The sequence below is a fragment of the Vibrio sp. 10N.261.45.E2 genome (assembly GCF_002875705.1).
Taxonomy (GTDB): Bacteria; Pseudomonadota; Gammaproteobacteria; order Enterobacterales; family Vibrionaceae; genus Vibrio.
The window spans coordinates 24,452-43,115 of record NZ_MCZZ01000099.1 but is presented as its reverse complement, the minus strand read 5'-3'; the positions used below and the strand labels follow the sequence as shown (position 1 = coordinate 43,115).

General features: G+C 45.3%; 20 protein-coding genes and 1 riboswitch. Of the genes, 6 read left to right on the top strand and 14 right to left on the bottom strand.

Annotation, left to right across the window (positions count from 1 at the left end; translation table 11 throughout):
* Positions 1-50 precede the first annotated feature (50 nt).
* Complete coding sequence (gene fbp / locus BCT34_RS06095) at positions 51-1,061, bottom strand: class 1 fructose-bisphosphatase (RefSeq protein ID WP_076656609.1); 1,011 nt, start codon at positions 1,059-1,061, stop codon at positions 51-53.
* 270 nt (positions 1,062-1,331) lie between these two features.
* Here fbp and mpl point away from each other — a divergent pair, with 270 nt between their 5' ends.
* The 5 genes from mpl to thiQ all read left to right on the top strand — a co-directional run bounded on the left by mpl (position 1,332) and on the right by thiQ (position 6,955).
* Positions 1,332-2,690: a UDP-N-acetylmuramate:L-alanyl-gamma-D-glutamyl-meso-diaminopimelate ligase gene (mpl, locus tag BCT34_RS06090; protein WP_076656612.1), complete on the top strand. Its 1,359-nt coding sequence runs from the start codon at positions 1,332-1,334 to the stop codon at positions 2,688-2,690.
* A gap of 38 nt (positions 2,691-2,728) precedes the next feature.
* Positions 2,729-3,352 (top strand): flavin prenyltransferase UbiX, encoded by a 624-nt coding sequence (locus tag BCT34_RS06085; RefSeq protein WP_016787846.1) that lies wholly within the window; start codon positions 2,729-2,731, stop codon positions 3,350-3,352.
* 43 nt (positions 3,353-3,395) lie between these two features.
* A riboswitch (TPP riboswitch) is annotated at positions 3,396-3,515 on the top strand.
* Between the two features lie 53 nt (positions 3,516-3,568).
* Positions 3,569-4,561, top strand: coding sequence for a thiamine ABC transporter substrate binding subunit (gene thiB / locus BCT34_RS06080; RefSeq protein ID WP_076656615.1), 993 nt, complete (start codon positions 3,569-3,571; stop codon positions 4,559-4,561).
* Positions 4,562-4,644: 83 nt separating this feature from the next.
* Entirely contained in the window at positions 4,645-6,240 is a 1,596-nt protein-coding gene (thiP, locus tag BCT34_RS06075; protein ID WP_076656618.1) for a thiamine/thiamine pyrophosphate ABC transporter permease ThiP, read from the top strand.
* A 10-nt stretch (positions 6,241-6,250) separates the two neighbouring features.
* Positions 6,251-6,955, top strand: coding sequence for a thiamine ABC transporter ATP-binding protein (gene thiQ, locus BCT34_RS06070; protein ID WP_076656621.1), 705 nt, complete (start codon positions 6,251-6,253; stop codon positions 6,953-6,955).
* Positions 6,956-7,064: 109 nt separating this feature from the next.
* Here the strand turns inward: thiQ and yjgA are convergent, their stop codons facing one another.
* Positions 7,065-7,589 carry a ribosome biogenesis factor YjgA gene (gene yjgA, locus BCT34_RS06065; RefSeq protein ID WP_076656624.1) on the bottom strand — a complete coding sequence of 175 codons (525 nt, stop codon included), beginning with the start codon at positions 7,587-7,589 and terminating at the stop codon, positions 7,065-7,067.
* 118 nt (positions 7,590-7,707) lie between these two features.
* On the opposite strand from yjgA, the gene pmbA reads away from it, so the two are divergent.
* Positions 7,708-9,051: a metalloprotease PmbA gene (gene pmbA, locus BCT34_RS06060; protein WP_076656627.1), complete on the top strand. Its 1,344-nt coding sequence runs from the start codon at positions 7,708-7,710 to the stop codon at positions 9,049-9,051.
* A 97-nt stretch (positions 9,052-9,148) separates the two neighbouring features.
* Here the strand turns inward: pmbA and mgtE are convergent, their stop codons facing one another.
* The 12 genes from mgtE to BCT34_RS06000 all read right to left on the bottom strand — a co-directional run bounded on the left by mgtE (position 9,149) and on the right by BCT34_RS06000 (position 18,423).
* The gene (gene mgtE, locus BCT34_RS06055; protein WP_017632278.1) at positions 9,149-10,504 is read right to left on the bottom strand and encodes a magnesium transporter; all 1,356 of its coding nucleotides are present in this window, start codon (positions 10,502-10,504) and stop codon (positions 9,149-9,151) included.
* 148 nt (positions 10,505-10,652) lie between these two features.
* Positions 10,653-10,928 carry an HPr family phosphocarrier protein gene (locus BCT34_RS06050; RefSeq protein ID WP_017066670.1) on the bottom strand — a complete coding sequence of 92 codons (276 nt, stop codon included), beginning with the start codon at positions 10,926-10,928 and terminating at the stop codon, positions 10,653-10,655.
* Positions 10,929-10,931: 3 nt separating this feature from the next.
* Entirely contained in the window at positions 10,932-11,801 is an 870-nt protein-coding gene (rapZ, locus tag BCT34_RS06045; RefSeq protein ID WP_076656630.1) for an RNase adapter RapZ, read from the bottom strand.
* A 4-nt stretch (positions 11,802-11,805) separates the two neighbouring features.
* Positions 11,806-12,264 (bottom strand): PTS IIA-like nitrogen regulatory protein PtsN, encoded by a 459-nt coding sequence (ptsN, locus tag BCT34_RS06040; protein WP_048605899.1) that lies wholly within the window; start codon positions 12,262-12,264, stop codon positions 11,806-11,808.
* A gap of 1 nt (position 12,265) precedes the next feature.
* On the bottom strand, positions 12,266-12,553 hold the full coding sequence (hpf, locus tag BCT34_RS06035) for a ribosome hibernation promoting factor (RefSeq protein ID WP_009847742.1): 288 nt from the start codon (positions 12,551-12,553) through the stop codon (positions 12,266-12,268).
* A gap of 62 nt (positions 12,554-12,615) precedes the next feature.
* Positions 12,616-14,076 (bottom strand): RNA polymerase factor sigma-54, encoded by a 1,461-nt coding sequence (locus BCT34_RS06030; RefSeq protein ID WP_076656633.1) that lies wholly within the window; start codon positions 14,074-14,076, stop codon positions 12,616-12,618.
* A 52-nt stretch (positions 14,077-14,128) separates the two neighbouring features.
* Positions 14,129-14,854, bottom strand: a complete 726-nt coding sequence (lptB, locus tag BCT34_RS06025) for an LPS export ABC transporter ATP-binding protein (RefSeq protein ID WP_061019134.1) — start codon at positions 14,852-14,854, stop codon at positions 14,129-14,131.
* Positions 14,855-14,856: 2 nt separating this feature from the next.
* Positions 14,857-15,351, bottom strand: a complete 495-nt coding sequence (lptA, locus tag BCT34_RS06020; protein ID WP_004735305.1) for a lipopolysaccharide transport periplasmic protein LptA — start codon at positions 15,349-15,351, stop codon at positions 14,857-14,859.
* A complete protein-coding gene (gene lptC, locus BCT34_RS06015; protein ID WP_102305772.1) occupies positions 15,332-15,895 on the bottom strand; it encodes an LPS export ABC transporter periplasmic protein LptC in 564 nt (187 codons plus the stop codon). The genes lptA and lptC overlap by 20 nt, the downstream gene beginning before the upstream one ends.
* Complete coding sequence (gene kdsC, locus BCT34_RS06010; protein WP_076656639.1) at positions 15,892-16,449, bottom strand: 3-deoxy-manno-octulosonate-8-phosphatase KdsC; 558 nt, start codon at positions 16,447-16,449, stop codon at positions 15,892-15,894. The genes lptC and kdsC overlap by 4 nt, the downstream gene beginning before the upstream one ends.
* Positions 16,449-17,420, bottom strand: coding sequence for an arabinose-5-phosphate isomerase KdsD (kdsD, locus tag BCT34_RS06005; protein WP_076656642.1), 972 nt, complete (start codon positions 17,418-17,420; stop codon positions 16,449-16,451). Before kdsD ends, kdsC begins: the two co-directional genes overlap by 1 nt.
* A gap of 34 nt (positions 17,421-17,454) precedes the next feature.
* Entirely contained in the window at positions 17,455-18,423 is a 969-nt protein-coding gene (locus tag BCT34_RS06000; protein ID WP_076656644.1) for a calcium/sodium antiporter, read from the bottom strand.
* Between the last annotated feature and the right edge of the window lie 241 nt (positions 18,424-18,664).

Genomic DNA, 18,664 nt, shown 5'->3' with positions numbered 1-18,664 from the left:
CCGCGATGAACCTTTTTTAATGACGTTACTTTGAGAAACTAACGAGGGGATTAGTTTCGGTTAAGCTCAAGAAACTCTTCTACTTTACGAACCATGTTTGTTGAACCAACAAAGAAAGGTACACGTTGGTGCAGCTCAGTTGGTTTGATATCCATGATACGCTGAGCGCCGTCTGAAGCGATACCGCCCGCTTGCTCCATAAGGAAAGCAATTGGGTTGCACTCGTAAAGCAGGCGCAGTTTACCTTGAGGGTGACTTTGCGTGCTTGGGTACAAGTAGATGCCGCCTTTCAGCAGGTTACGGTGGAAGTCTGATACCAGAGAACCGATGTAACGTGATGTGTAAGGACGGTTGTCGCTTGGCTCATTCTCTTGGCAGTACTTGATGTACTTTTTAACACCCGTAGGGAAGCGGATGTAGTTGCCTTCGTTGATTGAGTAAATCTTGCCTTCTTCTGGAATCATCATGTTCTCATGAGATAGACAGAAGGTGCCTAGCGATGGGTCGTAGGTGAAGCCATTTACCCCAGCCCCTGTTGTGTAAACAAGCATGGTTGAAGAACCGTAAATTACGTAACCCGCGGCGACTTGCTTGTGTCCTGGCTGTAGGAAATCTTCTTGTGTTGGTGGAGTACCGATCGGTGATACACGACGGTAGATAGAGAAAATTGTACCAACAGATACATTTACATCGATGTTTGAAGAGCCATCGAGTGGATCCATCAGAACAACGTATTTTGCGTTTTTGTTGAGCTCTTTATTGAAGGCGACAGCTTCGTCTTCTTCTTCACTTGCAACACCACAAACTTGATCACGAGCTTCTAGAGCCGCTTTAAATTTGTCGTTCGCGTAAAGGTCTAGCTTTTGCTGCTCTTCACCTTGAACGTTGTCTGTACCAACAGCGCCAGTAATGTCGACAAGACCTGCTTTGTTGATTTCACGGTTAACAATTTTTGCAGCAAGACGAATTGATGACAAAAGGGATGATAGATCACCGCTTGCATGGGGGAAGTCACTCTGTTTCTCAACAATGAACTCACCAAGGGTGCGCATCTCAGACATGTTATTTCCTTAAACTTCTCTGAATATTAGGGGGGATTTGAGCACCATAGAATTTGCCTCTTAAGTGGGCTTTATTCATCTAGACGCTTACCTAAATTCTAAAGCTTAGATCTTTTTAATGGTAATGAACTAAGCGACACAGATCTCACTTACTATGTCGACTCAATTTGTTTTGCATTGCCGCTCGCTTTTAATCGCCATTTAATGATAATGATTGCAAGCCGTTTTAATTAGGCATCGTTTATTTAGCCAAGCGTTTGGAAGCAATTTATGCATATTCATATCTTAGGAATTTGTGGCACCTTTATGGGTGGTGCTGCGGTATTGGCTCGTCAATTAGGTCACAAAGTTACCGGTAGTGACGCGAATGTTTACCCACCAATGAGCACCTTGTTGGAATCCCAAGGAATTGAAATTATCGAAGGGTTCGACCCTAGCCAATTAGAACCAAGGCCGGATCTCGTGGTTATCGGTAACGCAATGAGCCGTGGTAACCCGTGTGTTGAGTATGTGTTGGATAATAACCTTAGATACACATCTGGCCCTCAGTGGTTGCAAGAGTTCCTGCTACACGATCGTTGGGTATTGGCGGTATCGGGAACGCACGGTAAGACTACGACATCAAGCATGCTGGCTTGGATCTTAGAAGACTGTGGCTATGCGCCGGGCTTCTTAGTGGGGGGGGTATTAGGTAACTTTGGTATATCTGCTCGTCTGGGTGAAAGCATGTTCTTCGTAGTCGAAGCCGATGAATACGACAGTGCTTTTTTTGATAAACGATCTAAGTTCGTTCATTACCACCCAAGAACCTTGGTGATGAATAACCTAGAGTTCGATCATGCTGACATCTTTGACGATCTTGAAGCGATTAAGCGCCAGTTCCATCACTTAGTGCGTACTGTGCCGAGCAATGGTCGTATTTTCTCACCTAAGCAAGACACCTCGATTCAAGATGTGTTAGCTCGCGGTTGCTGGAGTGAAACTGAATCAAGTGGCGAGCAAGGCGATTGGGATGCCAAGAAACTGGTTAAAGATGGCTCTCAATTTGAGGTCTACTTCCAAGGCGAATGTGTTGGAACCGTGGACTGGGATTTAGTGGGTGACCACAACGCAAACAATGCTTTGATGGCGATTGCTGCGGCGCGACACGTGGGCGTGACACCTGATCTTGCTTGTGAATCGCTAGCGACGTTCATTAACACCAAACGTCGCTTGGAGTTTAAAGGCGAGGTGGCTGGTGTATCTGTTTATGACGATTTTGCTCATCACCCGACAGCGATTGAACTTACGCTCGGTGGTTTACGTAATAAGGTCGATACCAAGAAAATCATTGCCGTTTTAGAGCCTCGCTCTGCCACCATGAAGCGTGGTGTACACAAAGAAACTTTGGCTGATTCGTTGAAGCAAGCGGATTCTACCTACTTATTCCAACCGGATAACATTGATTGGTCGGTACAAGATGTAGCAGATGCTTGTCATCAACCTGCACACGTGAGTGATGACATGGATGCATTCGTTGCTAAAATTGTCTCAGAAGCACAAGCGGGCGACCAAATATTGGTAATGAGTAATGGTGGCTTTGGTGGTATTCATCAGAAACTGTTGGATGGATTGGCACTCAAAGGCTAGCGGTATCCACGACCTTATAATTTGAAGTAATTGAGAACATGACAAAACACGACAAAGCGATAACTCTTGCTTTCACTGGCGCATCCGGTGCGCCTTATGGCCTGCGTTTACTTGAATGCCTTTTAGCGGCCGATTATCAGGTTTACTTGCTTATCTCATCGGCAGCGCGAGTGGTATTGGCAACAGAGCATGAACTTAAGTTACCTGCTGGGCCAGATGCGGCGAAACAAGCCTTGGTTAAGCATTTAGGTTGCGACCCAGAAAAGCTGGTGGTATGTGGTAAAGACGACTGGTTCTCGCCGGTTGCCTCTGGTTCAGCCGCGCCGAAGCAAATGGTGGTATGTCCATGTTCCGCAGGAAGCTTGGCTTCGATTGCTCATGGCTTGTCGGATAACCTGATTGAGCGAGCAGCAGACGTAGTCATGAAAGAGCGAGGTCAGCTGTTATTGGTGGTTCGTGAGACGCCGTTTTCGACGCTCCATCTAGAGAATATGCACAAACTATCAACTATGGGCGTGACTATCATGCCAGCGGCTCCGGGTTTCTATCATCAACCTAAGTCTATCGAAGATCTGGTCGACTTTATGGTGGCGCGTATTCTTGATCATCTTGGTATCGAACAAGGTTTAGTGCCACGTTGGGGCTACGATCAACGTAATTGATCTAAACTTGATAGCTTATTGTTAAAAATCAAATTACAATCCTGAACACTCATCGGGGAGCGAACCATTCAAATAATGAATGCGAGCTGAGATCAAGCAGATGCTTGGGACCCGTAAACCTGAACCAGATAATGCTGGCGTAGGAATTGAGTTAGGAACAACCTCTACCGTTCTCCTCCCTCAAACCTGTGCCGCTCAGACCATGGAGAGCGTCCAGTGAAATTCACATTAACTACCCTTGCTGTAACTACAGCGATCTCTTTTTCTGCTTTTGCTGCAGATAACACTTTGACCGTATACACCTATGACTCTTTTGCTGCGGATTGGGGCCCTCGTCCTGCCGTTGAAAAAGCATTCGAAGAAAAGTGTGGCTGTGATGTGAATTTTGTCGCGCTAGAAGATGGCGTGTCTATCCTAAACCGTTTACGTCTTGAAGGCGGCAACAGTAAGGCTGACATCGTATTAGGCCTAGATAACAACCTAATGGCTGAAGCAAAGGCGACGGGTTTATTGGCTGAGCACAAGGTTGATACTTCATCAGTAACGCTGCCTAATGGCTGGAACGACAGCACTTTTGTACCCTATGATTTTGGCTACTTTGCTTTTGTTTACAACAAAGAGAAGTTAGCAAACCCACCGAAGAGCTTAAAAGAATTGGTTGAACAACGTGATGATCTTAAGGTTATCTACCAAGATCCACGTACATCAACACCAGGCCAAGGCATGATGTTATGGATGAAATCGGTTTACGGTGATGAAGCAACGACAGCTTGGAAGAAGCTTGCCCAGAAAACAGTGACGGTAACCAAAGGTTGGTCTGAAGCTTACTCTATGTTCCTAGAAGGTGAGTCTGACTTAGTGTTGTCTTACACCACTTCTCCGGCTTACCACATTATTGCAGAGAGCGATTCTAAGTACGCAGCAGCGAACTTCGAAGAAGGGCATTACACTCAAGTGGAAGTAGCCGCTAAGGTTAAAGGCAGCAACAACGAAAAACTTGCTGATGAGTTTATGGCGTTTATCCTAAGTGATGAGTTCCAATCGGCGATGCCGACAGGCAACTGGATGTACCCAGTAACGGATGTTGAGCTACCAAAAGGATTCGAGCAACTTACGGTTCCTCAGAAAGCGCTGAGCTTTAGTTCTGAAGAGATCGCCGAGAAGCGTAAGCCTTGGAGCCGTGAATGGCAGAGTGCACTTACTTTTTAACGTACTTTCAAAAAAACAGCTTTCTGTATTTAAAAGTTCATTCGTGATGTTTGGAATGAGCCATTTACGGTAAAAATCAATTTATGATAAAGAAAACACCTAAGGTTGGGATTTGGGTTGCAATACTCATTACCGCCTTCGTGGTTTCAGCAGTTGGGGCATTGCTTAGCAATGCCCCTTCTCTTGATATCAGCCAAGTATGGTCGGATCCTTACTATTGGCATGTAACGAAATTCAGTTTTTATCAAGCGACACTCTCAACAGTGCTGAGTGTTGGCTTTGCTATACCTATTGCACACGCTTTGTGTCGCAGACAGTTTTTTGGACGAGCCTTGTTATTAAGGTTGTTCGCGTCGACCTTGGTTCTGCCTGTGTTGGTCGGTGTATTTGGCTTGCTAGCGATTTACGGCAACAGTGGTTGGTTAGCTAAATTCTTGGCGAACTTCGACATTGAGCTACCATTCTCGATTTATGGCTTGAATGGTATTTTGTTGGCGCACGTTTTCTTCAACCTGCCTTATGCTAGCCGTTTACTTCTACAAGCGTTAGATACCGTACCTGCTGAGCAGCATAAACTGTGTGCTCATTTGGGCATGAGCCATTGGAATAAATTTAGATGGGTTGAATGGCCGAGATTAAGACAGCAATTGCCACATGTGTGTGGCTTAGTGTTCATGCTGTGCTTCACCAGCTTTGCTACTGTGATGGCGTTGGGTGGTGGACCGAAATCAACCACCATTGAACTCGCTATTTATCAAGCAATCAAATTCGACTTTGACCTGCAGGCTGGCGCGTTACTCGCGATATGGCAAATGCTGTTGTGTGGCATACTAGCGGTGAGTATTCAGCGTTTGTCTAAGCCTATATCTGTGACAGCTAGTCAGTTGTCGGAAGATAAGTATTTGGTTAAGGACAGCTGGTGGTCAAAAGCTTGGGATAGCTTTTGGATCATCATAGTCTCAATGCTGGTATTGCCGCCATTAGCCATGGTCATTTTAAGTGGTATTAACTCACAGGCATTAACAGTACTGAGTAGTGAGCCATTTTGGGCAGCGTTAATGACCTCGGTTCGTGTTGCTTCCCTTGCAAGTATTATCGCCGTTGGTATTGGTATCGCGATCCTGCTAACCAGTCGCGCATGGCGTTTGCAGAATAAAAACTTTAGAGCAGATAAGATTGAGCTGATTGGCACTATTATCTTGGTGACGCCGGGCTTGGTGATCAGTACTGGCCTGTTCTTATTGCTGCGTTCATTTACCGATGTGTTCAGCTTGGCTTTTTTTATCGTGATTGCCGTAAACAGTTTGATGGCGTTGCCTTACGTGATTAAAACCTTGGCTCAACCTATGCTGCACCTGTCTCAGCAGTATCAGTATGTGTGTGCCAGTTTAGGAATGACTGGATTCACTCGCTTTAGGCTGGTGGAGTGGCGTGCACTGCGTAAGCCGATGGCACAAGCTTTCTCAATCAGCTTTATGTTGGCAATGGGCGATTTAAGCGCGATTGCCTTATTTGGTAGCCAAGATTTTAGAACTCTGCCTTTGTATCTATTCCAGTTGTTAGGCAGCTATCAAATGGAAGCAGCGGCAGTGGTGTCAGTGAGTTTATTGTTATTGAGTGTAGGCAGCTTTAGTCTGATTGAATTTTTGTTTACTCGAAGCTCAAAGCTAAAGAGTTAAGGAACCGATGATGTTAGTGATGAAAGATGTGGATTACCACTATCACCAAGAGTTGTTTAGTTTTGATTTCCAAGCAGAGCAGGGCGACATTGTTGCTCTGATGGGGCCAAGTGGAGCGGGTAAATCAACGCTACTCGCATTGGTTGCTGGGTTTATTGAGCCGACATCGGGTGAGATCTCAGTGGCAGGACAATCACTGATTGGCAAAGAAGCACATCAGCGCCCATTGGCGATGTTGTTCCAAGAACATAACCTATTTGCTCACCTCACGGTACGTGAAAATATTGGTTTAGGGTTGCACCCAGGGTTAAAGCTTACTGCAACCCAAAAGCTTGATGTTGAGCAAGCCGCTGCACAAGTGGGTGTCGCTGAGTATTTGGATAGATTGCCTGAGCACTTATCCGGCGGCCAACGTCAGCGTGTGGCGTTGGCGCGTTGTTTTGTTCAGCCTCACGACATTTGGCTGCTTGATGAACCTTTTTCTGCGCTTGACCCTTTGCTCCGTGAAGAGATGTTGAGCTTGGTAAAGCGATTAGCAGCAGAGCGTAATATTACGGTCTTAATGGTGACACACCATTTGGGAGATGCACGCAGCATAGCGAACAAGTTTGTGTTTGTGGCATTAGGTAAGGTGTTGGTTGAAGACTCTATAGCCGAGCTTACCGCTGACCACCCACAACCTGAACTGAGCTCGTTTGTAAAAGCGGGTGAGTGATCGCTTAGTTTTGATATTGAATATGGTTTGATACTGAGTACGCCAAAAACAAAAAGACCTAGCATGCGCTAGGTCTTTTATTCACTCTATGATTAAAGCGAGGTGACAATTAGTCTTCTAGCTTTAGCTCTTTTAAGATTTGGAAGATCTCACGAGAAGACTTCGCAGGCTTATTCGCTGATTTCTCTTTGTTAGCTTGGCGAGCTAGTTGACGAAGACGCTGACGGTCTGCCTCAGGGTGCATTTCCATTACCTCTGAAATAGCCGCATCACCTTCAGCAACAACACGGTCACGCAGTTGCTCAAGTTTATGTAGCTCAGCTGTTGCTTGTGAGTGTTTGTTACGTACTTTATCCAAAGCCGCTTGAATAGGCTCTGGATCGACACTGCGCATTACTTTACCAATGTATTGAAGTTGGCGGCGCTTCGCTTCATTTTTAAAGCGTTGTGCATCTTTGATCGCTTGTGCCAAATCTTCAGACAGCGGAAACTTGTCTAATACAGAAGGCTTTAGACCAACAAGCTCTTCTCCCAGCTTTTGCAGGGCATCCATGTCCGTTTTCATTTCTGTCTTACTTACCCAGATGATTTCTTCTTCTGGTTCCCATGGGGCTTTTTGGTTTTTGCGAGCCATCTTTTCTGCCTATGTCACTATCTCAAACGAATATATTGCCTATTTTAGCAAGAATCTTGGGGAGAAAGCGAAATTCTTGTTATCCTACGTAATATTGACCTAAAAAATTAGAATAGATATGGATGTAAAACAGCAAGTCGCCCAGCAAAGAGTTGAGCTAGAAGCCGCAGTAGCTAAAGCGTTGGATATGGCATCAGTGAGTGCAGACGCAGCTGAGGTCGCTATTACTAAGTCAACGGGATTAAGTGTTTCAACACGCATGTGTGAAGTAGAAAACGTTGAATTTAATAGTGATGGTGCATTAGGTATTACTGTTTATCGCGGCCAGAAAAAAGGCAGCGCATCTACATCTGATCTGAGTGAAAAGGCGATTGCTCAAACGGTAGCAGCAGCGCTTGATATCGCTCAATACACGTCTGAAGACCCGTTTGCAGGTCCTGCAGCAAAAGAATACATGGTAAAAGAAATTCCAGACTTGGATCTTTTTCACCCTGATGAACCCAACCCTGATTATGCTGCTGAGATTGCGATTGCTGCTGAGAAGCAAGCGCTCGCTTATAGTGACAAGATTAAGCAGAGTGATGGCGCAAGCTACGACAGCCACTATGGCGTTAAGGTTTACGGTAATAGCCATGGCTTACTAGCAAGCTACGCTTCAAGCCGCCATAGCACGAGCTGCTGTGTGATTGGACAAGGCGCTAATGGTGAAATGGAACGTGACTACAGCTACACCGTTGCACGTCATCGTGATGAACTGTGGACGCCTGAGCGTGTAGGTCAAGAAGCTGCAGAAAAAACGATTAGCCGTTTGGATGCGAAAAAGCTACCAACAGGCCAATACCCAATCATGTTCGCTAACGATGTTGCGACAGGCCTTATCGGTCACCTAGTGATGGCAATCAGTGGCGGTAATCTATACCGCAAGTCGTCTTTCTTATTAGATCATCTAGGTCAGAAAATCTTACCTGACTGGTTTAACATTTCTGAGCGACCACATATCCTACGTGGTTTGGCTTCAAGCCCATTCGATAGCGAAGGTGTATTCACCCAAGATCGTGAAATCATCACTGATGGTGTTCTAGCGACTTATCTACTGACGAGTTACGCAGCACGCAAAATGGATATGACACCAACAGGTCATGCGGGTGGTATTCATAACTGGTTTGTTAAATCGACGGGCCAAAACTTTGAGCAGATGCTAAAAGAGTTGGGTACAGGCTTCCTAGTCACTGAAGTGATGGGGCAAGGGGTTAATACCGTGACGGGTGATTACTCTCGTGGCGCTGCAGGTTTCTGGGTTGAGAACGGCGAGATCCAATACCCAGTATCGGAAGTGACGATTGCGGGTAACCTAAAAGATATGTTTAATCAAATCGTTGCGGTTGGTAACGACGTAGAAACGCGTTCGCAAATTCAAACGGGTTCTATCTTGCTAGAGTCAATGAAGGTCGCGGGCGAGTAATTCAATTAACACTAATCTCATGAATTAAAAAAGGGAGCCGATGGCTCCCTTTTTGTTTTCTGTATTTCGCCAAAAATTGGCTAGCTGCTTATGATAACTAGATCAGTATGGTCGCTAAGCCTAAGAACACCGATAGGCCAATAACATCAGTGACGGTTGTGAGAGCCATACCACCTGCCAATGCAGGGTCGATATTCATCTTCTTCAGCATCACTGGGATGGTTACACCGGCAATACCAGCAACAATCAAGTTGGTCATCATCGCCGCTGAGATGATACCTCCGAGTATCCAGTTACCTTTCCAAGCTACCACAATACCACCAATGATAACGGCCCATAGAACGCCGTTGAGGAAGCCGATAGCTGCTTCTTTGAGTAGTAGTTCGCGTTTGTTACTGTCTCCGATATGACCGAGTGCTAAACCACGAATCACAAGTGCAACGGTTTGGTTACCAGCAACCCCGCCCATAGAAGGTACGATAGTCATCAGAACTGCAATCGCTGCCATTTGGTCGAGCGTTGCTTCGAACATATTTGATACCGATGCCGCAGCAAGTGCTGCAAGGACATTAGCACCAAGCCAGACACTACGACGACGAGCGGATTTTACGACCGGTGCGAAGGTATCTTCGTCATCATCCATGCCCGCCATACTCATCATTGAGTGTTCAGCATCTTCACGGATAACGTCAACCACGTCATCGATGGTGATACGGCCAACAAGGTGCTGGTTGCTATCGACGACAGGTGCAGAAACCCAGTTACGACGTTCAAACAAGCTCGCGATATCTGAAGCACTGGTTTCAACCGCGATCGCTTCGTCGGCATCATCCATCACCTCTGAAACCGGAACATCAGGTTGAGTCGTTACCAGCGTAGTAAGCGATAGGTTACCGATAAGACGTTCTTCTTCATCGATAACATACAGCGCATCGGTTGCATCGGGCAGTTCGCCACGCATTCGCATGTAGCGTAATACAACGTCGACATCGACATCACCACGAATCGTGATTACGTCGGTATTCATGATCGCACCCGCTGAATCTTCAGGGTACGACAGAGCTGTTTCAACTAAAGCACGATCGACGGAGTCCATTTGAGAAAGGACTTCGCGAGAAACATCATCGGGTAGGCTTCGAAGTACGTACGCGACGTCATCGGTTTCCATGCCTTCGGTTGCTTCTGCTAAGGTCTCAGGTGCCATTTTCGACACAAGAGCATCTTTGACGTCTTCGTTTAGTTCATCAAGAATTTCACCGTAGTCTTCAGGATCGGTGAGTTGCCAGAGTACGTCACGACTTTTGCGAGGGGAGGCTTCTAAAAGGTGTGCAATATCCTCAGGTTCCATGTCCTGAAGTTGTCGGCGTACGTGAACAAATCGGCCGTTTTCTAGGGCTTCGCTGACTTCTTGGAGGGTTTGGTGAGCTTGGTCGAATTCTAATTGCTCTGCCATATTTTCCTCCTATCTCATTATTCTAACAATGGTTGGAATAGTAACTTAATTCTGGGGCTTATTTAAATCATAAACTTAGATAGAACTAAGATTTAATATTGGTTGGTTCGTTGTTTGAGTTTTAGGTGTTGTGAGTGAAGCGCTTTGGCTACTCACCCTCATCAAACTTGTCTTCAATGAGATGACAGACGGCATCCAGTGCTTGTTGTGAATCGGTGCCTGCAGCTTGGATTGTAATATGCTGCCCTTGCGCTGATTCCAGCATAAGTAGCCCCATTACGCTGTCTGCTGTCGCTGTTTTGTCTTCTTCGCTATGGATAGTTATGGTTGCATCAAAGCTTTGTGCAAGCTCAACCAACTTTACGGCTGCTCTAGCGTGAAGACCCAAGCGATTTTGGATCAGTACAGTTCGAGTTAATTCCATGGGTTAGCCCTGTTGGTGCTTCTCTAGGGAGGCGTGTCTGATTTGAACTTGATGGCCTAGTTGTTCGAAGTATTCACCAATCTTTTGGGTTAGATAGACCGAGCGGTGTTTGCCGCCAGTGCAGCCAATCGCGACCGTGAGATAACTGCGATTGTTCTTCTCTAACATTGGTAACCACTGTTCAACAAAGCCTTGGATTTGTTGCTTGATTTCAAGGACTTCTGTGTGTTTTTCTAGGAAAGAATGAATCGGGGCATCGAGGCCAGTTAATGGTCGTAAGCCCGGTTCCCAGTGAGGGTTTGGCAAAAAGCGAACATCAAATACGTAGTCTGCATCACTTGGCAGACCATACTTAAAACCAAAAGATTGAAAGACAATAATCAGCTCTTGCTTCTCTTTGCCTTCAACTTTGAATCGAACCTTTTCACTCAATTCGTAGAGGTTACAGTCACTACTGTCGATCACAATGCTCGCTTGTTCTGCGAGAGGTGTCAGGAGTGTTTTCTCTAAATCAATCGCCTGCTCAAGAGAGAGCTTTTCTTGGCCGATCGATAAAGGGTGAATTCTACGTGTTTCACTGTAGCGTTTGAGTAACGTCTGCTTGCTTGCGTCTAGGAACAAGACGTTCACATCAATATTAGTGGCAGAGTCTAGCTGTTCTAGCATGTCTGTGACGAGTTGGGGCTCTTTCGGTAGGTTTCGAATATCAATGCTAACAGCGACGTTCTGATTGATCTCACGTACCGATTCGACGAAGTCGTTGAGCAGGCTTACTGGAAGGTTATCAACACAGTAATACCCCAAGTCCTCAAGGACTCGTAGCGCAACACTTTTTCCGGCCCCCGATTGGCCACTAACCACGATTAATCGCATGTTATTACTCGCAAGTTGGCACTTGAATCATGATGTCGTAAAGCTCTTGATCGCTTTGAGCATTACGCAACTGTTTAAGGGTCTGCTTGTCGTTTAGTCGCTCTGCCATACAAGAAAGGGTTTTTAAATGCTCCTTACACTGTTCACTTGGAACAAGCAGGGCAAATAATAGGTCGACAGGACGATTATCAATCGCATCAAATTCGATTGGGTCTTGGCATTGTAGTAATACAGCAATCGCTTTATCACTGACATTCATACGAGCATGAGGAATAGCGATGCCATTGCCAATACCTGTACTGCCCATTTTTTCACGGCTCAACATGCACTCAAACAGTTCTGTTGAATCTTGACCACAGCTTTCTGCTGCGATCTGACTGATGAGCTCAAGGGCTCTTTTTTTGCTTGTGCATTGGACTGCACTTTTGGTGCAGTCCAATGAAAGTACTTCGCTTAATTGCATGTTAGTGACTACTTAGCTTTTCTTTGTGCTTGTTGAGTTGGCGGACGAGTTTATCAACCAATGAATCAATCGCGGCATACATGCTTTCATCTGTTGCTGTCGCATGGATTTCCCCCTGATTTATATGCAGGGTAGCTTCTGCGATTTGATTGATTTTCTCAACTTTTAAAACAACCTGTACGCTATTGATATGATCAAAGAAACGTTCAAGTTTGTCGAATTTGGTGTGAACATAGTCTTGCATTGAATCGGTAAGATCAACGTGATGGCCTTGAATATTGATTTGCATAGACTTTCCTTTTCAGTTGGTTGCCTGATTATAGTTGCTAAGTAAATAGCGACTAAATGAGCTTATAGCAGGCGTTTACGCTGACTCGATGGGGCAATGCCCAGAGACTCACGGTATTTCGCTATCGTACGTCTAGCTACCTGAATTCCTTGGTCAGCCAGTAAAGCAGCAATCTTACTATCACTTAGAGGCTTTGCGGTATTTTCCGCTGCGACAAGCTTCTTAATGAGTGCGCGAATTGCTGTAGATGAACATTCACCGCCATTGTCAGTGCTGACATGGCTTGAGAAAAAGTATTTGAGTTCGAAGATGCCACGCGGCGTGTGCATGAATTTTTGAGTCGTCACACGAGAGATCGTGGATTCGTGCATATCAACGGCTAATGCAACGTCATTAAGTACCATTGGCTTCATCGCTTCTTCGCCATGTTCGAAGAAATCACGCTGATGTTCAACAATGCATCGCGCAACTTTGAGTAGCGTCTCATTTCGGCTCTCTAGGCTTTTAATTAGCCACTTCGCTTCTTGCAAATTTGAGCGAATGTATTGATTGTCGGCACTGTTGCCTTTACTACCTAAGTCGGCGTACTGCTGATTCACTTTCAGCTTTGGCACGCTATCAGGGTTAATGGTCACTAACCATTTGCCAAGGTCTTTAAATACAGACACATCCGGAACCACATATTCGGTTTCATCTGGCGTAATCTTGCTGCCAGGTCGTGGATCCAGTTGTTGAATAAGCTGCAGAACCTCACGTAATTCTGCTTCTTTCAACTTGGTCTCTTTGATTACTAGTTTGTAATCACGATTACCGAGTTGATCGATATGGCTAGTAAGCACTAACTTAGCTTCTTCAAGCCAAGGTGTATCTTGTGGGAAAGTAGCCAGTTGCAGTAACAAGCAATCTTGCAGGTTCACTGAACCAACGCCTAATGGGTCAAATTGCTGAATTCGTTTGCGAACGGCTTCAATCTCATCAAGCTCGATCTCTTCGTTATCGAAATTTTCAAGGATGTCTTCACAAGATACGGTGAGGTAGCCATAGTCGTCGATGGCGTCAATTAGTGCGAAAGCAATGCTTCGGTCAGTGTCAGTGAATGGTGTGAGGTCAAGTTGCCAAAGTAGGTAATCGTGTAGGCTTTGAGTGGTTTCGCCTTGATAAACAGGCATGTCGTCATCAATCGCAATGCCCGTGTTGCCAGTGTTTGCGCTGTAGACGTCTTCCCAAGTTGTGTCGATTTCGAGTTCGTTGCCAATCTCTGATTTTTCGATTAAGTCTGAGCTATCAGGTAAGTCTTGCTCTGTGGCTTCAACTGTTTCTTTTTCGTCACGGCTAGGTTTTTCTTCCGATGTGGGCGTATCTTCATTGCCTTCTTCGACATCGAGTAGTGGGTTAGATTCAAGTGCTTCTTGAATCTCTTGTTGCAAATCTAAAGTAGACAATTGCAACAAACGAATCGCTTGCTGCAATTGAGGAGTCATTGCTAACTGTTGGCCTAGCTTAAGTTGTAATGAGGGTTTCATTCAGTGTGACTTACCTAGTTATTATTCTTAGAACTCTCGATACTCTATATAATCATAGACGGAATTGTTCGCCTAGATAAACTTGTTTAACTTGTTCGTTATTGAGAACATCTTCAGGCGTACCTTCAGCGATCAGGTGCCCTTGGCTTACGATATAAGCTTTTTCACACACGTCTAACGTTTCACGAACGTTGTGGTCGGTAATCAACACGCCCAAGCCGCGATCGCGCAGATGAACAATGATTTTCTTGATATCGATAACCGAGATCGGGTCTACACCCGCGAACGGTTCATCCAGCAGGATAAACTGCGGGTTTGCTGCTAGTGCACGGGCAATCTCAACACGACGACGTTCACCACCCGACAAAGCCATACCATTACTGGTGCGGATATGTTGGATGTGGAATTCTTCTAGTAGGTCTTCCAGTTTATCTTGACGTTGTTCATTGGTCATCTCATCACGGGTTTGTAAAACCGCCATGATGTTGTTCTCTACAGACAACTTACGGAAAATCGACGCTTCTTGAGGCAGGTAACCGATACCAAGGCGAGAGCGGCTATGCATTGGTAAGATACTGATGTCTAGGTCATCAATACTGATGGTGCCTTCGTCGCGTGCAACCAAGCCAACAATCATGTAGAAAGAAGTGGTTTTACCGGCACCGTTAGGGCCAAGTAGACCAACGATCTGGCCTGACTCTACCTGCAAGCTTACATCGGTAACAACCTTACGCTTGCTATAGGTTTTCGCTAGGTTTTTTGCTTTAAGAACAGCCATCGTTACTTATTCACTTCCGTTGGTTGTAAAACCGTTGACACTCGTTTGTTTTCACCACTGTCAGCGACTAATTTCTGAGAACCGATTTGGTAAGTGATCTTAGAGCCACGAATGATACTGCCATCTTGAGATAGCATCGCATTCTTGGTCATGATCAGTTTGTCGGCAACAAGCTGGTAATGCAGGTCGTCAGCTTCACCGTAGAGTGTCTTACCGTCATCAGTAAGCTGCGAAAAGGTTGCGGGCTTACCGAAGCCTTGAATTTCTTCAATCTCACCATTTACGGCGTTACGAGTAACAATAACCTTGTCGGCATTGATATTGATGCTACCTTGCTTAAGGTTCACATCACCAAGGAAAGTCACTTGGTTACTTTTCATATCCAATTGCTGGCTGTCTGAGTCAATGTAGACAGGTTGCTCACTATCCGAAGACAGAGCGTAGACATTGGGTGCCGCAAGGGTCAAAGCGAATAAACTAAGGTGTAAGAGTTTCATATCTACCTTGAACAGAATTAAAGAGGGTCGCATTGTTGGTACCGAAGTTACCTTTCATTGCTTGTCCCTCAGTTTCAAAAAATGTACCGATCATATGGACCGGAGTATCTGAATAAAAATCTCGGCTAGGCATTTCAACAACCATTTTATCTGTGGTCATTGTATCGAAGCTGGCTTCTGGCAACAGGTTCTTTGCCACGACGTTGTCATAAAAAGTGACAACTTGATTCTCATCCATAATCGCGCGATCAGCGGTGACTTGCCATTCAATCGTGTGTCCTTCACGGAATACTGAAAGAACAGGGTTTTGAAAGTGTGTATCGCCAACCACTGAGTAGTGTTCTAAATACGTCGATTCAACCTGATAGCTACGAATACCACTTCCGTCATAGCTAATATTGTTCAGGCTTTTGCCACTAAACGCGGGCAGCTCCAAATTTGGAGCCACTTGTATCGTCGATGTTTGCTCTTTGTCGTACAGGTAATAGGTCGACCAAGAGGCAATAAATATTAGTATTAAATAGATAATACGAGTAAAACTCATATGCTTAAACCTTTATGCACGTCGAGTTCATTTCTTGCTTGTAAAATAAGGTCGCAGACCTCACGAACCGCTCCATGACCACCGTTAATGGTTGTCACGTAGTTTGCACGCTTTGCAAGTAGCGGGTGACCATCTGCCACGCAGACCTTCAAGCCAACTTTTTCCATCACAGGCCAGTCGATCAGATCGTCCCCGATATAGCCTGTGTTTTCAGGGTTTACAGAAAGCCTATCGCAAATATCTTGGTATGCCTTAACTTTATCGTCTTGGCCTTGATAAATCAGCTTAATGCCCAGAGCAGTCATACGATTCTCAACAATTTGAGACTTACGACCTGTGATGATTGCGATTTCAATACCCGCGTTCATCAGTGACTTGATGCCGTAACCGTCGCGAGTGTGGAAGGTTTTCAGCTCTTCACCGTTGTTGCCCATGTAGATACGGCCATCAGAGAAGACACCGTCGACATCGCAAATTAGCAGTTTGATCTCTTTGGCGATTGCAAATACATCTGAGTTAACAGTGCCATATAGAGTTTCTACTGTCTGTGTCATTACATTACTCCTGCTTTCAGTAAGTCATGCATGTTTAACGCTCCGACTAATTTACCATCTTGGCACAACATCAGGCCATTGATGCTCTTCGCTTGCATCAAGTTTAAACCTTCAACCGCCAGCATGTTTGGTTCTGCTACCGTCGGGTTTAGTGTCATCACATCACCAATCTGCGTGTTATGTATATCAACGCGCTTGTCTAGAATACGGCGCAAATCACCATCGGTAAAAATACCAGCCATTTGGCCATCTTCCCCAACGATTGCTGTCATGCCTAAGCCTTTCTGAGAGATCTCTAACAGAGCGTCTCTAACTAGCGCATTCGGTGCTACAACAGGGAGGGCATCACCTGTGTGCATGATGTCGTCCAATTTTAACAGCAGTTGACGACCTAAAGCGCCGCCTGGATGAGACAATGCAAAATCTTGAGCGGTAAAGCCTCGAGCCTGCAAAAGTGCAACGGCTAATGCATCACCCATGACCAACGTTGCCGTGGTGCTGGTTGTTGGTGCTAAGCCCAGCGGACACGCTTCTTCTGGTACTGAAATTTGTAAATGGATATCAGACAAGGTTGCCATGTTCGATGCTGGCTTACCTGTCATGCTGATGATCTTGATGTTCAAACGTTTTAACACTGGGAACAGGCTAAGGATTTCGCCTGATTCACCTGAGTTGGATATTGCAATCACAATATCACCAGGTTCAATCATGCCTAAGTCGCCATGTGCCGCTTCACCCGGATGGACAAAGAAAGCCGATGTCCCGGTACTTGCCAGAGTTGCCGCGATTTTGTTGCCAATGTGGCCTGATTTACCCATACCCATCACAACGACCTTGCCTTTGTTGTTCAGGATAAGGTCGCAAGCTTTACAAAAATCATCATTAAAATATTGGTCTAATTGAGTGAGACCTGCAACTTCGGTTTCCAAAACTTGTTTTGCAACGCTGCGGTAATCAAATGGCTGAGACATCAAATACTCCAAGTACGGGAAGTTAAATCAACAATTAAGCCGACATGTTCATTAGTAGATAACTTTGGTAGGCCACGAACGTCACAATCAATATGCCGCCTTCAATACGATTCACGCTACGAGACTTACCAAGCGCCATCACAACAAGCAGTAGCGATACGCCTAACATTACCCAGAAGTCACGACCCATAGCGAACTCGCTTAAGATCGAAGGGTTTAAGATGCCCGGGATACCCATAACTGCAAGGATGTTGAATACGTTTGAGCCGATGATATTACCCACGGCCATATCGTCTTCACCCTTCATTACACCTGCTAGTGATGCTGCAAGTTCAGGAAGGCTAGTACCAACAGCAATGATAGTTAAACCAATCACAAGGTCGCTCATGCCAAAGTATTTCGCGATGGTCACTGCGTTATCTACCAGCATATCAGCAGCTAAAGGTAGGATGATCAGACCAATTACCACCCACATTGCGGCTTTCGGGTTGCTTACGCCTTCTGGGATTTCTGATTCTTGCTCATCAAGGAAGGCATCGCCGTTCTTTTTTTCACTACGGCTAATTTGCAGCATGGCAAATAAGAACGCGGCGAAAAGAACAAATAACAACACGCCCTCATAGAAACCTAAATGGTTATCCCAAAGCAACGCACCTGCTAACAAAGTGACACCAATCATTAATGGTAGTTCACGGCGAATCACGCCAGAGCTAATTGATAACGGTTTGATTAGCGCAGTAATACCTAAAATTAGTGCGATGTTGGCGATGTTTGAACCTAAAACGTTACCAACCGCTGTATCTGTTTTGCCATCAAGGGCAGCAGTCGCAGAAACCATCATTTCGGGAGCCGAAGACCCCATTGCTAAGATCGTCATACCGATAACTAGTGGTGAAATACCAAAGTTGCGAGCAAGAGCTGCGGCACCGTAAACCAGCTTATCTGCACTCCACACCAAAAAACCTAGACCGATAACGAGCAAAGCAATCGCTTCAAGAAGCATAATGATTCCTAAAAAATTAATAAAAACGGAGAATTAACCGCTAATTTTGACCTGTTGCTAGATAAAAGGGAAGTCACTCGGCAAATTAATTACTAGTTAGCTGGCAAGAAAGAGAGCTCAATAGATAATTTTCTAATGCTTTCAAATCCCTGCATAGATTCCTGTTTAATATGAATTAATTGAACAGTGCTTTTAATTCTAAAGTAGACTCATTACTATTGCAGCCATAATTGGCGTTTTT